The 17,206-nt window shown below is 73.6% G+C and carries 18 protein-coding genes; 10 read left to right on the plus strand and 8 right to left on the minus strand.

All coding sequences use genetic code 11. The annotated features are described in order from the left end of the window. Positions 1-16 precede the first annotated feature (16 nt). The 4 genes from DT076_RS06925 to DT076_RS06940 all read right to left on the minus strand — a co-directional run bounded on the left by DT076_RS06925 (position 17) and on the right by DT076_RS06940 (position 2,760). Positions 17-634: a hypothetical protein gene (locus tag DT076_RS06925; RefSeq protein WP_114125919.1), complete on the minus strand. Its 618-nt coding sequence runs from the start codon at positions 632-634 to the stop codon at positions 17-19. A gap of 12 nt (positions 635-646) precedes the next feature. Continuing rightward, complete coding sequence (locus DT076_RS06930; protein WP_114125920.1) at positions 647-970, minus strand: thioredoxin family protein; 324 nt, start codon at positions 968-970, stop codon at positions 647-649. A gap of 45 nt (positions 971-1,015) precedes the next feature. Further along, complete coding sequence (gene trxB / locus DT076_RS06935) at positions 1,016-2,026, minus strand: thioredoxin-disulfide reductase (RefSeq protein ID WP_114125921.1); 1,011 nt, start codon at positions 2,024-2,026, stop codon at positions 1,016-1,018. A 104-nt stretch (positions 2,027-2,130) separates the two neighbouring features. Continuing rightward, positions 2,131-2,760, minus strand: coding sequence for a TetR/AcrR family transcriptional regulator (locus DT076_RS06940; protein ID WP_114125922.1), 630 nt, complete (start codon positions 2,758-2,760; stop codon positions 2,131-2,133). 118 nt (positions 2,761-2,878) lie between these two features. Here DT076_RS06940 and DT076_RS06945 point away from each other — a divergent pair, with 118 nt between their 5' ends. The 5 genes from DT076_RS06945 to DT076_RS06965 all read left to right on the plus strand — a co-directional run bounded on the left by DT076_RS06945 (position 2,879) and on the right by DT076_RS06965 (position 8,509). Continuing rightward, the gene (locus DT076_RS06945) at positions 2,879-3,658 is read left to right on the plus strand and encodes a glucose 1-dehydrogenase (RefSeq protein ID WP_114125923.1); all 780 of its coding nucleotides are present in this window, start codon (positions 2,879-2,881) and stop codon (positions 3,656-3,658) included. Beyond that, positions 3,655-4,128, plus strand: a complete 474-nt coding sequence (locus tag DT076_RS06950) for a nitroreductase family deazaflavin-dependent oxidoreductase (protein WP_114125924.1) — start codon at positions 3,655-3,657, stop codon at positions 4,126-4,128. The genes DT076_RS06945 and DT076_RS06950 overlap by 4 nt, the downstream gene beginning before the upstream one ends. 132 nt (positions 4,129-4,260) lie before the next feature. Next, the gene (locus tag DT076_RS06955; RefSeq protein WP_114125925.1) at positions 4,261-6,516 is read left to right on the plus strand and encodes an esterase-like activity of phytase family protein; all 2,256 of its coding nucleotides are present in this window, start codon (positions 4,261-4,263) and stop codon (positions 6,514-6,516) included. 47 nt (positions 6,517-6,563) lie between these two features. After that, positions 6,564-7,874 carry a cation:proton antiporter gene (locus tag DT076_RS06960; RefSeq protein WP_114125926.1) on the plus strand — a complete coding sequence of 437 codons (1,311 nt, stop codon included), beginning with the start codon at positions 6,564-6,566 and terminating at the stop codon, positions 7,872-7,874. Then, positions 7,871-8,509 (plus strand): maleylpyruvate isomerase N-terminal domain-containing protein, encoded by a 639-nt coding sequence (locus DT076_RS06965; RefSeq protein ID WP_114125927.1) that lies wholly within the window; start codon positions 7,871-7,873, stop codon positions 8,507-8,509. The genes DT076_RS06960 and DT076_RS06965 overlap by 4 nt, the downstream gene beginning before the upstream one ends. Positions 8,510-8,519: 10 nt before the next feature. Here the strand turns inward: DT076_RS06965 and DT076_RS06970 are convergent, their stop codons facing one another. Together DT076_RS06970 and DT076_RS06975 are read right to left on the minus strand one after the other, a co-directional pair. Beyond that, positions 8,520-9,422, minus strand: coding sequence for a serine hydrolase (locus tag DT076_RS06970; RefSeq protein WP_199539011.1), 903 nt, complete (start codon positions 9,420-9,422; stop codon positions 8,520-8,522). Continuing rightward, positions 9,412-10,317, minus strand: coding sequence for a LysR family transcriptional regulator (locus DT076_RS06975; protein WP_158548065.1), 906 nt, complete (start codon positions 10,315-10,317; stop codon positions 9,412-9,414). The genes DT076_RS06970 and DT076_RS06975 overlap by 11 nt, the downstream gene beginning before the upstream one ends. A 73-nt stretch (positions 10,318-10,390) precedes the next feature. On the opposite strand from DT076_RS06975, the gene DT076_RS06980 reads away from it, so the two are divergent. Further along, entirely contained in the window at positions 10,391-12,556 is a 2,166-nt protein-coding gene (locus tag DT076_RS06980; protein WP_147264088.1) for a transglycosylase domain-containing protein, read from the plus strand. Between the two features lie 34 nt (positions 12,557-12,590). On the opposite strand, the gene DT076_RS06985 is transcribed toward DT076_RS06980, so the two are convergent. Next, positions 12,591-13,139, minus strand: coding sequence for a TetR/AcrR family transcriptional regulator (locus tag DT076_RS06985; RefSeq protein ID WP_158548066.1), 549 nt, complete (start codon positions 13,137-13,139; stop codon positions 12,591-12,593). A gap of 64 nt (positions 13,140-13,203) precedes the next feature. Between DT076_RS06985 and DT076_RS06990 the strand changes: the two genes are divergently transcribed. After that, on the plus strand, positions 13,204-13,689 hold the full coding sequence (locus DT076_RS06990) for a YqeB family protein (protein WP_158548067.1): 486 nt from the start codon (positions 13,204-13,206) through the stop codon (positions 13,687-13,689). A gap of 133 nt (positions 13,690-13,822) precedes the next feature. Here DT076_RS06990 and DT076_RS06995 read toward each other — a convergent pair whose 3' ends face one another. Then, the gene (locus tag DT076_RS06995) at positions 13,823-14,512 is read right to left on the minus strand and encodes a hypothetical protein (protein WP_114125932.1); all 690 of its coding nucleotides are present in this window, start codon (positions 14,510-14,512) and stop codon (positions 13,823-13,825) included. An 80-nt stretch (positions 14,513-14,592) separates the two neighbouring features. Here DT076_RS06995 and DT076_RS19330 point away from each other — a divergent pair, with 80 nt between their 5' ends. From DT076_RS19330 to DT076_RS07005, 3 genes are all read left to right on the plus strand, one after another. Further along, positions 14,593-14,751 carry a DLW-39 family protein gene (locus DT076_RS19330; protein ID WP_158548068.1) on the plus strand — a complete coding sequence of 53 codons (159 nt, stop codon included), beginning with the start codon at positions 14,593-14,595 and terminating at the stop codon, positions 14,749-14,751. A gap of 35 nt (positions 14,752-14,786) precedes the next feature. Further along, the gene (locus DT076_RS07000; protein WP_114125933.1) at positions 14,787-16,325 is read left to right on the plus strand and encodes a molybdopterin-dependent oxidoreductase; all 1,539 of its coding nucleotides are present in this window, start codon (positions 14,787-14,789) and stop codon (positions 16,323-16,325) included. Between the two features lie 95 nt (positions 16,326-16,420). Further along, positions 16,421-17,107 carry a fasciclin domain-containing protein gene (locus DT076_RS07005; RefSeq protein WP_199539012.1) on the plus strand — a complete coding sequence of 229 codons (687 nt, stop codon included), beginning with the start codon at positions 16,421-16,423 and terminating at the stop codon, positions 17,105-17,107. Positions 17,108-17,206: the final 99 nt, after the last annotated feature.

Consider the following 17,206-nt stretch of genomic DNA (forward strand, 5'->3'; position numbering starts at 1 on the left):
AGGACGGTCGGCCCGCTCAGACCTCCATCGCGGCGAGGACGCTGTTGGTGTCGTCCATGATGTCGGTGATCGGCTGGGCGGCGATGCCGACGCCGAGCGCCGACACGTTGCCGCGCACCGCGACGCAGACGTCGTAGCCGCTCTCGGCGTCCCGGCCGCACAGCCCGTTCTGCACCGGGCGGACCGCCTCGGCCTGCACCAGCTCGAGCATCCGCGCGGGGTCGCTCACCGGGCGTCCGGCGATGACCACCAGGGACGGCACGGCGTTGCGCTGGTAGGTGGCCGAGACCGTCTCGATGTCGGTGTCGATGGTGTCGGGATCGGAGGTGGCGTTGGGGTCGCGGCTCAGCTCCCCGGCCGCCAGCGGCAGGGCCAGCGGGGGCGGCGGCGGGGTGGGGGAGTCGGTGGGCTGGCCCGAGGCGCCCATCCGCGAGGTGAGGAACGCCGCGACGAGCACCGCGGCCAGCACCAGCACGAGAGCCGTGATCCCGATGATCAGCGGCTTCGCCCCAGGACCCGGCGAGCGATCCTGCTGCTCCTCGCCGTCACCGGTCCCGCCGCCCGGGCCGTCGACGGCCGGGCCGAGGGGCTCCTCGGGGCGTCCGTGCTCGTGGTGGTCGGGCGATGCGGTCAACGCGGCCTCTCCTCACAGGTAGTCGTCGAGCGCCTTCAGCAGCTGCGACTTCGTCTTCGATCCCCGGAACTGCTTGACCAGGGTGCCGCCGACGTAGATCTGCAGGGTCGGCAGCCCGAGCACCTGCTGCTCGGTCGGCGTCACCGGGTTGGCGTTGGTGTCGAGCCTGGTGAAGGTCACCTTGTCACCGTGCTCGGCCGCCAGCTCCTCGATGATCGGCGAGAGCTGGCGGCACGGCGCGCACCAGTCGGCCCAGTAGTCCACCAGCACCGGGCGCGGCGACTCGAGCACCACCGTGCGGAAGGTGGCGTCGGTGACCTCGACGACGTCGGCCATGGAGACCTCCTCGGACGGCTGGGCGGGTGGACGGATGGGGTGCGGTCAGGCGTTGGCCAGCTCGGAGACGACCAGCGCCTCGTCGGCGAGCTCGGCCAGGAAGCGCTCGGCGTCCAGGGCCGCGGCGCACCCGCTGCCGGCAGCGGTGATCGCCTGGCGGTAGGTGTGGTCGACCAGGTCACCGCAGGCGAACACGCCGGTGAGGTTGGTCCTCGTGGTGCCCGGCTGGGTGAGCACGTAGCCCTCGGCGTCCAGGTCGACCTGGCCGGTCAGCAGCTCCGAGCGTGGGTCGTGGCCGATCGCGATGAACAGGCCCTCGACGTCCAGCCGACGGGTCTCGCCGGTGGTGGTGTCGGTCAGCGTCACCGATTCGAGCTTGCCCTCGCCGTGGACCTGGCTGACCTGGGAGTTCCACGCGAAACGGATCTTCGGGTCGTTGTGGGCGCGGGCGGCCATGATCTTGCTCGCCCGCAGCTCGTCGCGCCGGTGCACCAGGGTGACCGAGCGGGCGAAGCGGGTGAGGAAGGTGGCCTCCTCGACCGCGGAGTCCCCGCCGCCGACGACCGCGATGTCCTTGTCGCGGAAGAAGAAGCCGTCACAGGTCGCGCACCAGGACACGCCGTGCCCAGACAGCCGGTCCTCACCGTCCACGCCGAGCTTGCGGTAGCCCGAGCCCATGGCCAGGATCACCGCACGGGCGCGGTAGGTGGTTCCGGAGCTGTCGGTGACGGTCTTGATCGGCGCCGTCAGCTCCATCTCGACGACGTCGTCGGTGACCAGCTCGGCGCCGAACCGCTCGGCCTGGTCGCGCATCTGCTGCATGAGGTCGGGGCCCATGATCCCGGTGGGGAAGCCGGGGAAGTTCTCCACCTCGGTGGTGTTCATCAGCGCGCCACCGGCGGTCACCGAGCCCTCGAAGACCAGCGGCTGGAGGTCGGCGCGGGCGGCGTAGACCGCGGCGGTGTAGCCGGCCGGACCGGAGCCGACGATGATGACGTCGCGGACCCGTCCGGGGTCGGGCTGCGTCGATCCGGTGTCGATCTGAACAAAGCTCATGCGTCCTGCCTCGTCGGTCGTGCGGAGCGGCCGGGCGGGGCTACCGGCCCCGGGGCGACCGCCACTGTACTCACAGCGCCCCTAGAACCAGGCGGCCGTGACCGCTATTCCGGTCCGGTCGTGGCGTAGCGGGCGGCGAAGGTGCGCACGGCCTCGTCGACCACCTGGGCGACGCGTCCGGCGCCCACCTGCCAGCCGGGCACCAGGAGGGCCGGCCAGAAGACGTAGTTGGCGATCATGCCCAGGAACTGGGTGGCGGCGAGGTCCGCGTCCTCGACCCGCACCGTCCCCGCCTCGTGCTCGGCCAGCAGGTAGTCGCGGACGGAGGCGAAGTAGGGCATCTTCCCGTGCGAGAACTGCGCCTCGGCGAGCTCGGGGAACCGCGGCAGCTCCGCGATGACGATCCGGAACAGGTCGGTCATCTGGGGCCGGCCCAGCAGCTCGGCGTAGCCGCGGCCGATGGTGCTGAGCCCGGCGAGGACGTCGCCCACCGGCGGAGGGTCCTCGTCCTCGGCGGTCGACCAGGACTCGGTGACCATGGCGTCGAACAGGGCGGCCTTGGTCGGGAACTGCTTGAACAAGGTGGCCCGCGAGACGCCCGAGCGCTCCGCGACCCGCGCGAGCGACGTCCGGTCGTAGCCCAGCTCGAGGAACAGCGAGGTCGCGGCCGTCAGGATCAGCGCGCGCTTCTCCCGGGCGATGCGCTGGTGGTACGTCGACACGGCCCTGGTCATGGGTCGAGCCTACGAGATGAGTGGCTTGACTCACCACAAGTGGCCGCCTAGTGTCGGCGTGGTGAGTCAGTCGACTCACCAACAATGCCAAGCCATAACCCTCCTGGGAGGACCTCCGATGGGCCGTTTCGACGACCAGACCGTGCTCGTGACCGGTGGGGCAGGTGGTCAGGGATCGAGCCACGTGCGCGCCTTCCACGCCGAGGGGGCGAACGTGGTGATCGCCGGCATCGACGCCGACCGCGGCGCCGCCCTCGCCGACGAGCTCGGCACCCGCGCCCGCTCCACCCCCCTCGACGTCACCGACGAGAGCTCGTGGTCGGCCGCCGTACGGGCCGCCGAGGACGCCTTCGGCTCTCTGCACGTGCTCGTCAACAACGCCGGCGTGCAGAACCCGCCGGCACTGATCGAGAGCACGGACCCCGCCACGTGGTCGCGCATCCTCGACGTCAACCTCACCGGGACCTTCCTCGGCATCAGGGCCGCCGTCCCGGCTCTGCGTCGTGCGGCAGGAGGCGCCATCGTCAACATCGCCTCGACCATGGCCCTCGGCGGCACCGCGCAGTACGCGCCGTACGTCGCCAGCAAGTGGGCCGTGCGGGGCCTCACCCGGACGGCAGCACTCGAGCTCGGCCGAGACGACATCCGCGTGAACACCATCCACCCCGGCGTCATCGCGACCCCGTTCATCCACGAACCGGCGGCCGGCGCCACCACCGCGATCGCCGACGTCTACTCACCCGAGCCGTTCGCCATCCCCCGGCTGGGGGAGCCGACCGACGTCACCGGGCTGCTGCTGTTCCTCAGCTCCTCGGAGGCCTCGTTCGTCACCGGGTCGGAGTACGTCGTCGACGGTGGGCTCCTGCTCGGTCCCGCCCTCCAGAGGGAGACGGCATGACGAGCCCGGGCACGGCCGCAGGGGCCGGCGCCGCACGCGACGGGTCCCTGGCGCACCTGCCCGACCACATCCGGCGGGCCATCGAGATCACCCCCGCCGCGGGCACCAGCGAACGGATCATCGACATCACGACGGTGGGGCGCCGCACCGGCCGGCCACGCCGCATCGAGATCTTCTTCTACCGGGCCGCGGGCCGGACCTACCTGTGCAGCGGCGCCGGCGGGGGTGCCACCGACTGGTGTGCGAACCTCCGCGCGAACCCCGGCTTCACCTTCCACCTCAAGCACGGCGTCCGTGCGGATCTGGCGGCCCGGGCCACACCGGTCACCGACCCAGCCGAACGCCGAGCCGTGCTGGCCGAGATCGTCGCGGACCTCAACCAGCCCCACGACCCCGGCACCATCCGGCCGACCCGGCTCGAGGACTGGGCCGACAGCCGGCTGATGCGCATCGACTTCCCCCGGCTGTGATCGCGGAGCCTCCGGCAGGCTGACCCCTTCGCCGTCACCCACTGTTCACGTCACCGCCGCACAGATCCGGTGGTCGGCCGGGTCGGGCCGGCGTGGGATGGAGTCGTCCGTCCGCCCGACCCAGGAGATGTCATGCCCTCCGTCTTCCGCCGCCGCGCCGCGCTGGCGCTGTCCCTGGCCGTCACCGCCGGGCTGGTCACCGGGCTGCCGACCCAGCCCGCCGCGGCCGAGCCGGCCGCCGGCACCGTCGAGGTGACCGCCCCCCGTCTCACCGGCCGCGCCACCCTCCCCTCGGACTACCTGGCCCCGGGCCCCCGGTCGGGTCGCGAGGTCACCCCGGCCAACGGCGTCGAGGGCCCCTTCGACGGCCAGGTCATCCCGGGGTTCTCCGGTGCGGTGGCCGACGACAACGGCACCTTCTGGGCGTTGCCGGACAACGGCTTCGGCACCAAGGCCAACTCCGAGGACTTCCGGCTGCGGATCTACAAGGTGCGCCCGCGCTGGCAGCAGCCCGACGCCTCGGGCGAGCTGACCGGCAGCGGCGCGATCCAGGTGCTCGACTACATCGAGCTGCGCGACCCCGACCACCACATCAGCTGGCCGATCGTCAACGAGGACCGCGCCGGCCGCCGGCTCACCGGCGGCGACTTCGACGTCGAGTCGATCCAGCGGATGGCCGACGGCTCGTTCTGGATCGGTGAGGAGTTCGGCCCCTACCTGCTGCACGTCTCGCGCAACGGCAAGGTCCTGTCCGCGCCGGTGTCCTCGCCGGTGGGACGGGCCCCGCAGCACCACGACCTCGGTGGTGCGCAGCCGACCGTCCGCTCCAGCGGCGGGTTCGAGGCGATGGCGGCTTCGCCCGACGGCCGCTACCTGTACCCCATCCTGGAGAACTCGCTGGTCGACGACGCCGACCAGCGTCGCCGCGTGGTCGCAGAGTTCGACACCACCACCGGCGCCTACACCGACCGCCGCTGGGACTACCGGGTCGACACCGACGCCAACCTGGTGGCCGACGCGCAGATGGTCGAGCCCGGGAAGCTGATGGTGCTGGAGCGGGACAACTTCGACGGCGAGGCCGCGATGATCAAGCGGATCTACACCGTCGACCTGGACGAGACCGAGCCGTCGGGTGCGCTGGTCAAGACCCTGCACACCGACCTGCTCAAGATCGACAACCCCGACCTGATCGGCGCGGGCGCGGGCTGGGGCACCGGCGAGACCTACTCCTTCGGCTTCCAGTCCACCGAGACGATCGTGCCGATGCCGGACGGGCAGATCATGCTCGTCAACGACAACAACTACCCCGGCAACGCCGCGCGGGTACCCGGCATCCCCGACGACACCGAGATGATCATGATCGATCCCGACGCCGAGCGCGAGCAGGCCGTCAACGCCGTCCCGGTCATCGCCCACCGCGGAGCCAGCGGCAGCCGCCCCGAGCACACCCTGGCCGCCTACGCACTGGCGATCCGGCAGTGCGCCGACGTGATCGAGCCCGACGTCGTCTCCACCAGCGACGGCGTCCTGGTGGCCCGGCACGAGAACGAGATCAGCGGCACCACCGACGTGGCGAACCGCCCCGAGTTCGCCGACCGCCGGACCACCAAGACGATCGACGGCGTCGCGGTCACGGGCTGGTTCACCGAGGACTTCACCCTCGGCGAGCTGCGCACCCTGCGGGCCAAGGAGCGGCTGCCGCAGGTGCGTCCGGAGAACACCCGCTTCGACGGGCTCTACCCCGTGCCCACCCTGACCGAGGTGCTCGACCTGGCCCGGCACTCGCGCACCTGCACCGGTGAGCCGGTCGGGGTCGCGCCGGAGATCAAGCACCCCACCTACTTCGACTCGATCGGGCTGTCCATGGAGGAGCCGCTGGTGGAGGAGCTGGAGGCGGCCGGACTCAACGAGGCCGACGCGCCGGTGGTCATCCAGAGCTTCGAGACGACCAACCTCAAGCAGCTGGCCCGGCGCACCCCGGTGCAGCTGTCGCAGCTGATCAACTGCTCCGGTGCCCCCTACGACCTGGTGGCCGCCGGTGACGACCGGACCTACGCCGACCTGGTCAGCCGGGCCGGGCTGCGGGAGATCTCCCGCTACGCCGACAAGGTCGGCTACTGCAAGGACGTGATGATCCCGCGGCAGGCCGACGGCACCCTGGGCGAGCCCACCGCCGCGATCGCCGACGCCCACCGCTACCGCCTCGACGTGGTCGGGTGGACCTTCCGGGTGGAGAACCAGTTCCTGCCGACCGAGTTCAAGAGCTCGGCCGACCCGAACGCCGACGGCGACCTGGCCGGTGAGATCCAGGTGTTCCTCGACGCCGGGATGGACGAGCTGTTCAGCGACAACCCCGACGTGGCCGTCGCGGCGGTGACCGAGGACTGACCGGCGCGGGAGCGGGTGCGCCGCCGCGTCCTGGGTAGAGCGGCGTCGTGGGCTCGGACGTCACCTTCCTCATCTTCGGCGCGGCGCTGCTCGTCGCGGTGGTGCTGCCGCCTGCCCTGCGCCGGGTGCCGCTGTCCTCGCCGGTGGTGCTGCTCGGCCTCGGGTGCCTGATCGGGCTGCTGCCCGTGGTCGGGGAGGAGCAGTTCTCCCCGCTGGTGCACCGCGACTTCGCCGAGCACCTCACCGAGCTGACGGTGATCGTCGCGCTGATGGGGGTGGGGCTGGCGCTGGACCGCCCGATCAGCCTGCTGCGGCCCGCCAGCTGGCGCGGCTGGTCGGTGACCTGGCGCCTGCTCGGCATCACGATGCCGCTGTGCATCGGCGGGGTGGCGCTGCTGGGCTGGTGGTGGATGGGTCTGACCCTGCCCGCGGCGATGCTGCTCGGCGCGGTGCTGGCGCCCACCGACCCGGTGCTGGCCAGCGACGTGCAGGTCTCCGGGCCCGGGCAGCCCAGCGAGCGCACCGGTGACATCGACGAGACCGACGAGGTGCGCTTCGGCGTCACCTCCGAGGCGGGGTTGAACGACGGGCTGGCCTTCCCGTTCGTCTACGCCGCGGTGCTGCTGGCCGGTGCTCCCTCGCTGGCCGCCTGGGTCGGTGACGGCGGTCTGGCGAGCTGGGTCGGGTTCCACCTGGTCGGCAAGCTGGTGATCGGGGTGCTGGTCGGCGCGGCAGCGGGCTGGGTACTGGGTCGGATCGCCTTCCAGTCCTCCCGCTGGTCGCTGCGGGTGGCCGAGCGCGGGCAGCCGCTGCTCGCGGTCGCGGCGCTGCTGCTGTGCTACGGGCTCGCCGAGGTGGCGCAGGGCTACGGCTTCGTGGCGGTCTTCGTCGCGGCGGTGATGCTGCGGGCGGTCGACCGGGGGCACGGGTACCACCGCCAGATGCACGGGGTGGTGGAGCGGCTGGAGCAGCTGCTGACCCTGGCGGTGCTGCTGCTGCTCGGCATCACGCTGACCAACGGCCTGCTCAACCACCTCACCCTCGGCGGAGCGATGGTGGGCCTCGCGCTGGTGCTCGTGGTCCGTCCCGTCTTCGGCTGGGCGGCGCTGCGGATCGCGCCGCGGGAGGAGCGGGTCGGGGGACGCCCGCTAGGTCGCGCGGAGCGGCTGGCCACCGCCTTCTTCGGCATCCGGGGGATAGGGTCGCTGTACTACCTGGCCTACGCGGCGGGGCAGGCGCACTTCCCGCAGCTGCCCGAGCTGTGGTCGACGGTGGGGTTCACCATCCTGGTCTCGGTGGTGGTGCACGGGGTCGCGGCGACACCCGTGATGTCGCGGGTCGGCGTCGAGGAGGCATGACGGTGGAGCTGCTGCGCGAGCAGTGGGAGCGGTTGCGGGGCTGGCTGGACGACGTGGACGTCTCCGCGCAGCGGGAGCGGCCGTCGGGCCTGGACGGGTGGCAGGTGGGCGACCTGGTGGCGCACCTGGGGATCGGTCTGCACATGCTCACCGAGATCCGGCCCGACCCGGACGCGCAGCCAACCAGCTTCGGCCGCTACGTCGCGGCCTACCAGCCGGCCGCCCCCGTCATGGCCGAGGCCTCGGTCCAGCTGTCGGCCGAGCTCGGGGACGACCTGCTGGGCGGGCTCGACCGGCTGGCCGCCGAGGCGTTCGACGTGCTCGACCCCGCCGACCCGGCGCGCGGCGGGCTGGCCCCGGTGGTGCTGGGCCGCCGCGGACCACTCACCGCCGAGGACTACCTGTGCACCCGGCTGGTCGAGCTGGTGGTGCACGCCGACGACCTGCACCGCGTCCTCGACCCCGCCGGGCCGACGCCGGTGCTCCCGCAGGCGGCGTCCGAGGTCGCCTCCGCCCTCCGCGCGGCCTACCGGGAACGCGCCGGCAGCGACCCTGCACCGGCCGACGACCTGGACTGGATCCGCCTGGCCACCGGCCGCACCCCGAGCGAGGACGTCCACCTGCCGGTGCTCTGAACCCCGCGGGTCAGGCCGCGTCGCGGAGCACGTCGTGCAGGCGACGAGCCGCCGCGCCCAGCGCGGCCTCGGCGGCGGGCTGCACCGTGGCGGCGACCCGGGACTCGCTGAGCACGGCGATCGCGAACCGCTGGCCGTCGTCGTGCTCGAGCACCCCCGCCTCGTGACGCAGGGTGAGGAAGGTGCCGGTCTTGGAGCTCCAGCGTGCGGCGTCGCTCTCCAGGTCGGGCGCCAGCCGTTGCCGCAGCAGGTTGGTGCCCATCAGCGCGCGCAGCCGCTCCGCCCATGCCCCGGTGCTCGACCAGATGTCGGCCAGCAGCCCGACCAGCCCCCGGGCGCTGCCGCTGTTGGCCTGGGAGACGTCCAGCTGGGGCACCAGGCTGCCGCCCTCACCGGTCGCGGCCCGGGCCGCCAGCGCGAGCGCGAGGTGCTCCTGGTCGGCACCGAGCCGGGTGAGCAGGCTGTCGTGCAGTGCCTGGATGGGGTGGCGGACGGTGACGTCGACGTGGCCGCGCCGGCGCAGCTCCTCGGTGACCGTGGCCGGCGGCACCAGCCGGAACAGCAGGTCGGTGGCGGTGTTGTCGCTGAGCCCGAGCGCCAGGTAGAGCAGGTCCTCCACCGCGATCTCGGCCCGGTGCCGGAAGCGGGACAGGCCGCTCGGCCCCGGGGTGCGGTCCTCCTCGGTGACGGTGAGGCTGTCCGACAGGGCGAACGGTGCCGCGGGCGCCTCGGCCCGCAGCAGGACGGCCGCGGCCAGCGGCACCTTGACCACCGAGGCGAGCGGCAGCTGTCGGTCGGCGTCGAGGGCCAGCTCGCGTCCGGTGCGCAGGTCGCGCACGCAGATCCCCGCCGTCAGCCCGGCCGCGGCGAGGTCGTGGCGCACCTCCCGCAGCGCGCGCTCCTCAGCCAGCACGTCCGTCTCCCTCGCTCGCGTCCCCGGGCCCGGTCAGCAGCCTCCCCAGCAGCTCGACCAGGTCGGCGTCGGTGGTGGCCGGACGTCCCGGGTCGCTGCTGGCCAGCAGCCGTCCGCGGACCAGCGTCAGCCCGGCCAGCGGTCGCCAGCCCAGCCCGCAGCGGGCGGCGTCGGCGCGGGTGGTGAGCACCAGGTCGTCCCGGGTGAGCACCCGGTGCACCGCGGCCACCACCGAGCCGGCCCGCCGCAGCTGGGAGGCCGCCAGCCCGTGCCGGTCGCGGTAGCGCTCGAGGGGGTCGCGGACGTGGGTGACGTCGTCCTCGGGCAGCAGCCAGAGCAACCGCGGGCTGCCGGCGCCGCGGCCGGGACGCAGCGACTCCAGGTGCAGCGGGAGGCCGTCCTCGCGGGACCCGAGCCCGAGCGGGACGCGCCAGCGCGCGACGTCGGCGGCGGCCGGCAGGACGGCCAGGTCGGTCCGGTCGTCGGCCAGCAGCTGGGCCCGCCGGCTCGGGACGTCCTGCAGCACCTCGACATCGGTGCCGGCGGCGGTGGCGTCGGCGCTGAACCGGGCCAGCTCGGCCGTGCCGAGCTCCAGCGGCAGCGCGATCCGCAGCGGCGCGCCGCGGCGCAGCTCGGCCTGCTCGCGCAGCGCGTCGGTCGCCTCGACCACCCGTCGGACAGCCGGCAGGACCGCGCGGCCGTAGCGGGTGAGGGCGACGCTGCGGGTGGAGCGCTGCAGCAGCTGCCCGCCGAGGGTGCGCTCCAGCGTCGCCACCCGCCGGCTGACCACGGGCTGGGAGACCTGCAGGCTGGCCGCACCCACGGTGAAGCTGCCACGGTCGACCACGGCCAGGAACGCCTCGCAGGCGGGCAGCAGGTCGACCGGACGGCTCACACATGCCATCTTGGCATGGATCAGCGCCTTCCATGCTTTGTCCGCAAGTGAGACGGGCCGGAGGCTGGACGCCATGACGAGGACGAGACGGGCCTTCGGGATGGTCTGGGCCGGCGTGGTGTTCGTGGTGCTGAGCGCGGTGACCGGGCTGCTCGCGGCGGGCCTGGTGGTGCCGGCCGCCGCCCTGGCCGGGATCGGGGGACGGGCCGCCGCCACCGGCGTCGAGCTGCTGCCGGCCGACCTGGAGACGCCGCCGCAGCCGGAGCGCTCGCGGGTGCTGATGGCCGACGGGTCGGTGCTGGCCGACTTCTACGACCAGGACCGGGTCTACGTCGGGCTCGAGGACATCGCCCCGGTGATGCAGCAGGCCCAGGTGGCGATCGAGGACCACCGCTTCTACGAGCACGGTGCGCTGGACCTGACCGGGACGCTGCGGGCCCTGCTGCAGAACACCGCCGGCGGGGAGGCCACCCAGGGCGGGTCGAGCATCACCCAGCAGTACGTGAAGATGGTGCAGGTCGAGAAGGCCCGCGCCGCCGGCGACGAGGAGGGCGTGCGGGCGGCCCAGGAGCGCTCCTACGCGCGGAAGATCCAGGAGATGCGCTACGCCATCGGCCTGGAGAAGCGGCTGAGCAAGGACGAGATCCTCGAGCGCTACCTCAACCTCGCCTACTACGGCGACGGCGCCTACGGGGTCAACCAGGCGGCCTGGCACTACTTCGGCACCACCGCCGCCGATCTCGACCTGGCCCAGGCCGCGATGCTCGCCGGTCTGGTGCAGAACCCGACCGCGACCGACCCGGTGCGCTTCCCCGAACGCGCGGTCGAGCGGCGCGACGTCGTCCTCGACCGGATGGCCGACCTCGGTCTGGTCAGCCGGCAGGCCGCCGCCGAGGCCCGCCGGCAGCCGTGGGACCCCGACGAGGTGCGTCCCCAGCGCAACGGCTGCGTGGAGTCGGAGTTCCCGTTCCTGTGCGACTACGTCCGCCGCACCCTGGTCGCCGACGCGTCCTGGGGCGGCACCGTGGCCGAGCGGGAGGCGCTGCTGCAGCGCGGCGGGCTGACCATCCGCACCCGGATCGACCCCGGCACCCAGCGGGAGGCCGAGGAGGCGATCGCGGACCTCGTCAGCCCCACCGACCCGGTGATCTCGACGATGACCCTGGTGGAGCCGGGCACCGGGCTGATCCGGGCGATGGCCCAGTCGCGCCCGGAGATGGGCGACGGGCGCGGCGAGACCTTCTACAACTACGCGGTGCCGGCCCGTCTGGGCGGTGCGGAGGGCTTCCAGGCGGGCTCGACGTTCAAGACCTTCGTCGCGGCGGCCGCGCTCGAGCAGGGCATCCCGGTCAGCCGGCGCTACGACGCCCCGGCCCGCCGCGACTTCAGCGGCACCCGGTTCCGCTCCTGCGACGGCCCCGTGACCGTCCCCGACGGCTACCGTCCGAAGAACTCCACCCGCTCCGGCGACGACATGACCCTGCGCACCGCCACCGCCTGGTCGGTCAACACCTACTACCTGCAACTGGGTCGCGACACCGGCATGTGCCACGTCACCGACATGCTGGAGCGGACCGGGGTGGAGCTGTCCGACGGCACGCCGTGGGCCGAGCAGTCCTCGATCTTCTCCCTGCCGCTGGGCCCTGTCGACATCACCCCGCTGTCGCTGACCGAGGCCTACGCCACCTTCGCCGCCGACGGCGTGCACTGCGAGCCGGTGGTGGTGGCCTCCGTGACCGACCGGGACGGCCGGCAGCTGCCGGTGCCGGAGGCCGGGTGCGAGCGGGTGGTCGGCAAGGAGGTCGCCCGCGGCGTCAACCAGCTGCTGCAGGGCGTGATGGACGCGACCGGACGTCCCGCCGACCCCGGGGACGGGCACCCGCTGGCGGGCAAGACCGGTGCCACGGACGACAGCAACGCCACCTGGTTCTGCGGCTACAGCCCGGAGATCGCCGGCTGCGCCTCGATCGCGGTCGACAAGACCCACTCGTACTGGGACGACCACCGCCGCTCGCTGACCGGCTTGTCGCTGGAGGGCGGCCGGGTGCTGACCGGCGACGGCGGCGGGGACGCCGGCCGCCACCTCTGGCGGCCGGTGATGGGCGAGGCGCTGGAGGACGAGCCGCGTACCGCCTTCACCCCGCCCTCCTCGCGACGGCTGGGTGGCGGCTCCCAGGGCGGGTCCGGCGGACGGGGCGACGACCGCGGCCGCGGTTCGGACGACGACGGCGGTCGTTGACGGGACGCCGCGGCTCGAGCCCGGAGCGGGGCCGTCAGGCGGAGCCGACGCCGCGCGCCAGGGTGCGGATCATCAGCGTGCCGACCTCGTGGCTGGAGAAGCGACCTTCCCGCAGCAGGAGCCACGCCCCGAACAGCGTGGTCCACAGCACCGTCGCCAGCCACTCCGGAGGCAGGTCGCCGGCCAGGGAGCCGTCGGCGTAGCCCCGCCGCAGGACCTGCTCGAGCTCGGCGTGCTCGTCGTCCTCCCAGCTGTCGGGATCGATGGGCGCGTCGTCGCCGAAGACCAGCCCGAGCAGGTCGCGCAGCTCCAGCAACGCCAGTGCCAGCCGCTGCAGCGCCTCCAACCCGGTGCCCTCCTCGGGCCGGGCGCCCGCGGCTGCCGCCCGGAACCTCTCGCGGCACAGCTGGTCGACCGCGGCCACCAGCTCGGCGCGGCCGGAGAAGTGCCGGTTCAGAGTGGAGCGACCCACGCCGGCCCGGGCGGCGACCTCGCCGAGGCTGGCCGAGGGATCGGTCGACCAGCACGCGACGGCCGCCTCGACGACTGCCTGCCGGGTGCGGGTGGTGGCGGCGGAGGGCATGCCGGCAGCGTACGCCTCCGGGACAACAGTTGACCAAAGTGGGACATGCGTGTTCCATTGAGACATGACGACCTCGTCCGGCAGCCCTGTTCGCATCGGTCCCGCCACCAGCGACGCCGTCGTCGGCGGCGCGGTGTTCGGCGCCCTCGGACTCGTCGCCGGGCTGGTGCTGCCCTGGCTGGCCGGTGCGGTGCTGCGGATGGACTGGCTGCCCATGCAGAGCCAGGCCGAGGTGGTGCAGCGGGTGGCCGAGCACGTCCCGGTCTGGGTGCTGCCCGCGCTGGGTCTGGTGGCCGGCGTCGTGGTCGGCGTGCTGGGCACCCTGGACGACCCGGAGGTGCTGGTCAGCGCCCGCGAGATCGTCGTGCGCAAGGGTGACAAGCGAACCCGGGTGGCGCGCTCGCAGGTGGCCGAGGCCGGCGTCCGCGACCAGCACCTCGTGCTCTTCGACGCCGCCGACAGCGAGCTGTTGCACCAGAGGGTCCCAGGGGACCCGCAGGCGGTCGAGCGGGCGCTGCAGCAGCACGGCTGGCCCGCGATCCGGCCCTGACGACGCGGGCCTCCGCAGGACGCGGCGGGTCAGAGGTAGACGGCGAGCGGGCCGCGGGGGCCCTGCACGACGACAGGAGTAAGGCGCATCTCCCAGCAGGTGGACGACCGCCCGGAGGGCCCGTGCCGTCGCCTCAGCCGTGCTCCGTCCGGCCCGGTGCGGGCGGGTCGAGCCACGGGAAGCCCTCCGGGTCGGCCGCCGCCCGCGCGCCCACCACCGCGTCGTCGTGGCTGCGCACCCGGTCGCGAAAGGGGAAGTCCTCCGGGCCGACCGCCACCCGACCCAGCGGCCGCACCGGCTGGTGGCTGACCCACTGCGCCGAGCGGACCGGCCCGGCGCCGAGGACGTCCAGCACCTGGCGGGAGAAGCCGTCCGTCGGCAGCAGGTACACCCAGCCGGACGTCCACGGCTCGCCGACGCGGCGGCGGTCGAGGGAGAAGAAGTAGCCCCGCTGCGGCGGATCGCCCCACTCCACGCAGGAGTTGAGGTGCAGGTACGGGTAGCGGCTGCGGTCGAGCACGGCGAAGTACAGCGCCCAGATCCCGTCGCTGGAGGCGTACACCCCGCGCTGCGCGCCGAACTCCAGGACGTCCTCGGCCGACCTCGGCTCCAGCTCGGTGATCGAGCCGGTGGTGGAGCCGTGCAGCAGCACCCGTCCCCGGTCCCCGAGGGAGCACAGCAGCCGCCACAGGGGGTACGGGGAGCCGGGCGGCTCGGTGATCCGCGGGTCGGCGACCGCGGCGAGCAGCGCGTCGGCCGCCGCGTCGACCTCGGGACCGTCCACGCACGGCGGACGCGGCAGCATCCAGTCCGGTGTCATCATCGAGGCACCTCCGTCGTGTCCGGCCAGCGTCCCACGCCGGACGCCGACCGTGCCCCGGGCTCGGACATAGGCTCGACGCCATGAAGGCTCCGCTGCTGATCCTGCTGTCCGCGCTGGTGGCGGTCGTCACCACCGTGCTCGTGCGCCAGAACCGGCGCGCCGCCGCCGAGGCCGAGCTGTGGGCCGAGGCCACCGACCCGCTGCCGCGGACGTCCCCGCCGGCCGACCCCGGCCGCTGAGCCATCCGCACCGCGACGTGGCACGAACTCCGTCCATGAGCACCGACACCGAGCCGACCACCCGGGTCACCAGGAGCGCCGGGGCGCTGGTCGGCCTCGTCGCCGCCGGCGTCGCCCTGGCGCTGGGGCACCTGGTCAGCGCGCTGACCGGGCCCGGCTCCTCGCCGGCGGTGGTGGTCGGCTCCCAGCTGGTCGACCTCGCCCCCACCCCGGTGAAGGACGTGGTGGTGCGGGCCGTGGGGACCGCCGACAAGCCGCTGCTGATCGCTGCGGTCGTGGTCGTCACGCTCGGTCTCGGGGCGCTGCTCGGCACCGCCTGGGGACGCCGCCCGGGGCTCACCCAGCTGGGCATCGTCGCGATCGGGCTGGTCGGGGTGGTGCTCTCGGTGCTCCGCGCCGACCTCGGGCCGCTGGCGGTCCTGCCGTCGGGGGTGGCGATCCTGGCCGGTCTGGTCTCCGTCCAGCTGCTGGGCCGGGCCGCCGCGGGGACCGGGGCGGATGCCGTCGGCTCGCGCCGGCGGTTCCTGGCTGCCCTCGGCGGCGGGAGTGCCGTGGCGGTGCTGGGTGCGGCCGGCGGCAGCGTCGTGCAGGCGCTGGTGCAGGCCGGCTCGGCCGCCCGGCGCGCGTTCGCCCTGCCGGCGCCGACCTCACCCGCCCCGCCGCTGCCCGCGGGCGTCCAGGTGCCGGGGAGCACCCCCTTCACCACGGCCATCGAGGACTTCTACCGGATCGACATCACCCTCATCACCCCGCGGCACGAGGCCGAGGGGTGGACGCTGACCGTGGACGGTCTGGTGGACCGGCCGCTGACCATCGGCTACGACGAGCTGCTGGCGATGCCCATGGTCGAGCGCGACATCACCCTGACCTGCGTCTCCAACGAGGTCGGCGGGTCGCTGGTCGGCACCGCCCGCTGGCTCGGCGTCCCGGTCGCCACCTTGCTGGAGCGGGCTGGCGTCCGGGCCGAGGCCGACATGGTGCTCTCGCACTCGATGGACGGCGGGTTCACCGCGTCCACCCCGCTGGAGGCCCTCACCGACGGCCGGGACGCGCTGATCGCGGTCGGCATGAACGGGCAGGTGCTCCCGGACAAGAACGGCTTCCCCGCCCGGATGGTGGTGCCCGGGTTGTTCGGCTACGTCTCGGCCACCAAGTGGCTGTCCCGGCTGGAGGTGACCCGCTTCGACGCCCAGACCGCCTACTGGACCGACCGCGGGTGGGCCGACCGCGGCCCGGTGCTCACCCAGTCCCGGATCGACGTCCCCTCCTCCCTCGGCAGCATCAGCCCCGACAGCCCGGTGATCGCCGGCGTCGCCTGGGCCCAGCACCGCGGCATCGACAAGGTCGAGATCCGCATCGACGGCGGGGAGTGGCAGGAGACGACCCTGGCCGACTCCGGCGGCATCGACACGTGGCGGCAGTGGAGCTTCCGCTACGACGGCCCGCCCGGACGCCACACCGCGGAGGTGCGGGCGACCGACGGCACCGGGGAGACCCAGCCGGAGCAGCGTCGTCCGGTCGTGCCCGCCGGGGCCACCGGCTGGCACCAGATCCAGTTCACCCTCGAGGGCTGACCGCCCATCCGTCCTCCCGGTCGCGCCGAATACCGACCAGAGGCGCCCGTCCTCTGCGGCCGACAACCCGGCCACGCCGATCGAGGAGGAACCCGATGATGACCACCACGACCCGCCGGACCCGGTTCGCCGCCCTCGGCGCGGCCCTGCTGCTGCCGCTCGCCGCCACCGCCTGCAGCAGCGAGGAGACCGGCCCCGCGACCGCCCCCAGCACGGAGAGCTCCCCGAGCATGGGCTCCACCCCCAGCACGGAGGCCTCGCCGAGCATGGGGAGCTCGCCCCGAACGGACGCCGCCATGGGTGGGGAGCCCTTCGGCGCCGCCTGCGCGGAGGTGCCGACCGACGGCGAGGGCTCGGTCGAGGGGATGGCCGACGACCCGGTGGCGACGGCCGCCAGCAACAACCCGCTGCTCTCCACCCTGGTGACCGCGGTGGGCGAGGCGGGGCTGGGCGACACGCTGAACAGCCAGCAGGCGATCACCGTCTTCGCGCCGACGAACGAGGCCTTCGGGGCCGTCGACCCCGAGACGATGGACGCCGCGATGGGCGACCCGACCGGGCTGCTCACCGATGTGCTGACCGCGCACGTGGTGCCGGAGCGGCTCTCGCCCGAGATGCTCGCGGGTGAGCACGAGACCCTCAACGGCGAGCAGCTGGTGATGGTCGAGGGCAGCGGTGAGGAGTTCACCGTGAACGGCGAGGCGATGGTGGTCTGCGGCAACGTGCAGACCGCGAACGCCACCGTCTACCTCATCGACCAGGTCCTGCTGCCCACCAGCTGACCACCGGATCCCCCCGGACGGGCCACCCCGGCGAGCACGCGGCCGGGGTGGTCCGCGTCGCCCGGCGGGTAGACGCCAGGAGCGGGCCATCCGGGGAGG

The sequence above is a fragment of the Desertihabitans brevis genome, assembly GCF_003327535.1.
Classification (GTDB): domain Bacteria; phylum Actinomycetota; class Actinomycetes; order Propionibacteriales; family Propionibacteriaceae; genus Desertihabitans; species Desertihabitans brevis.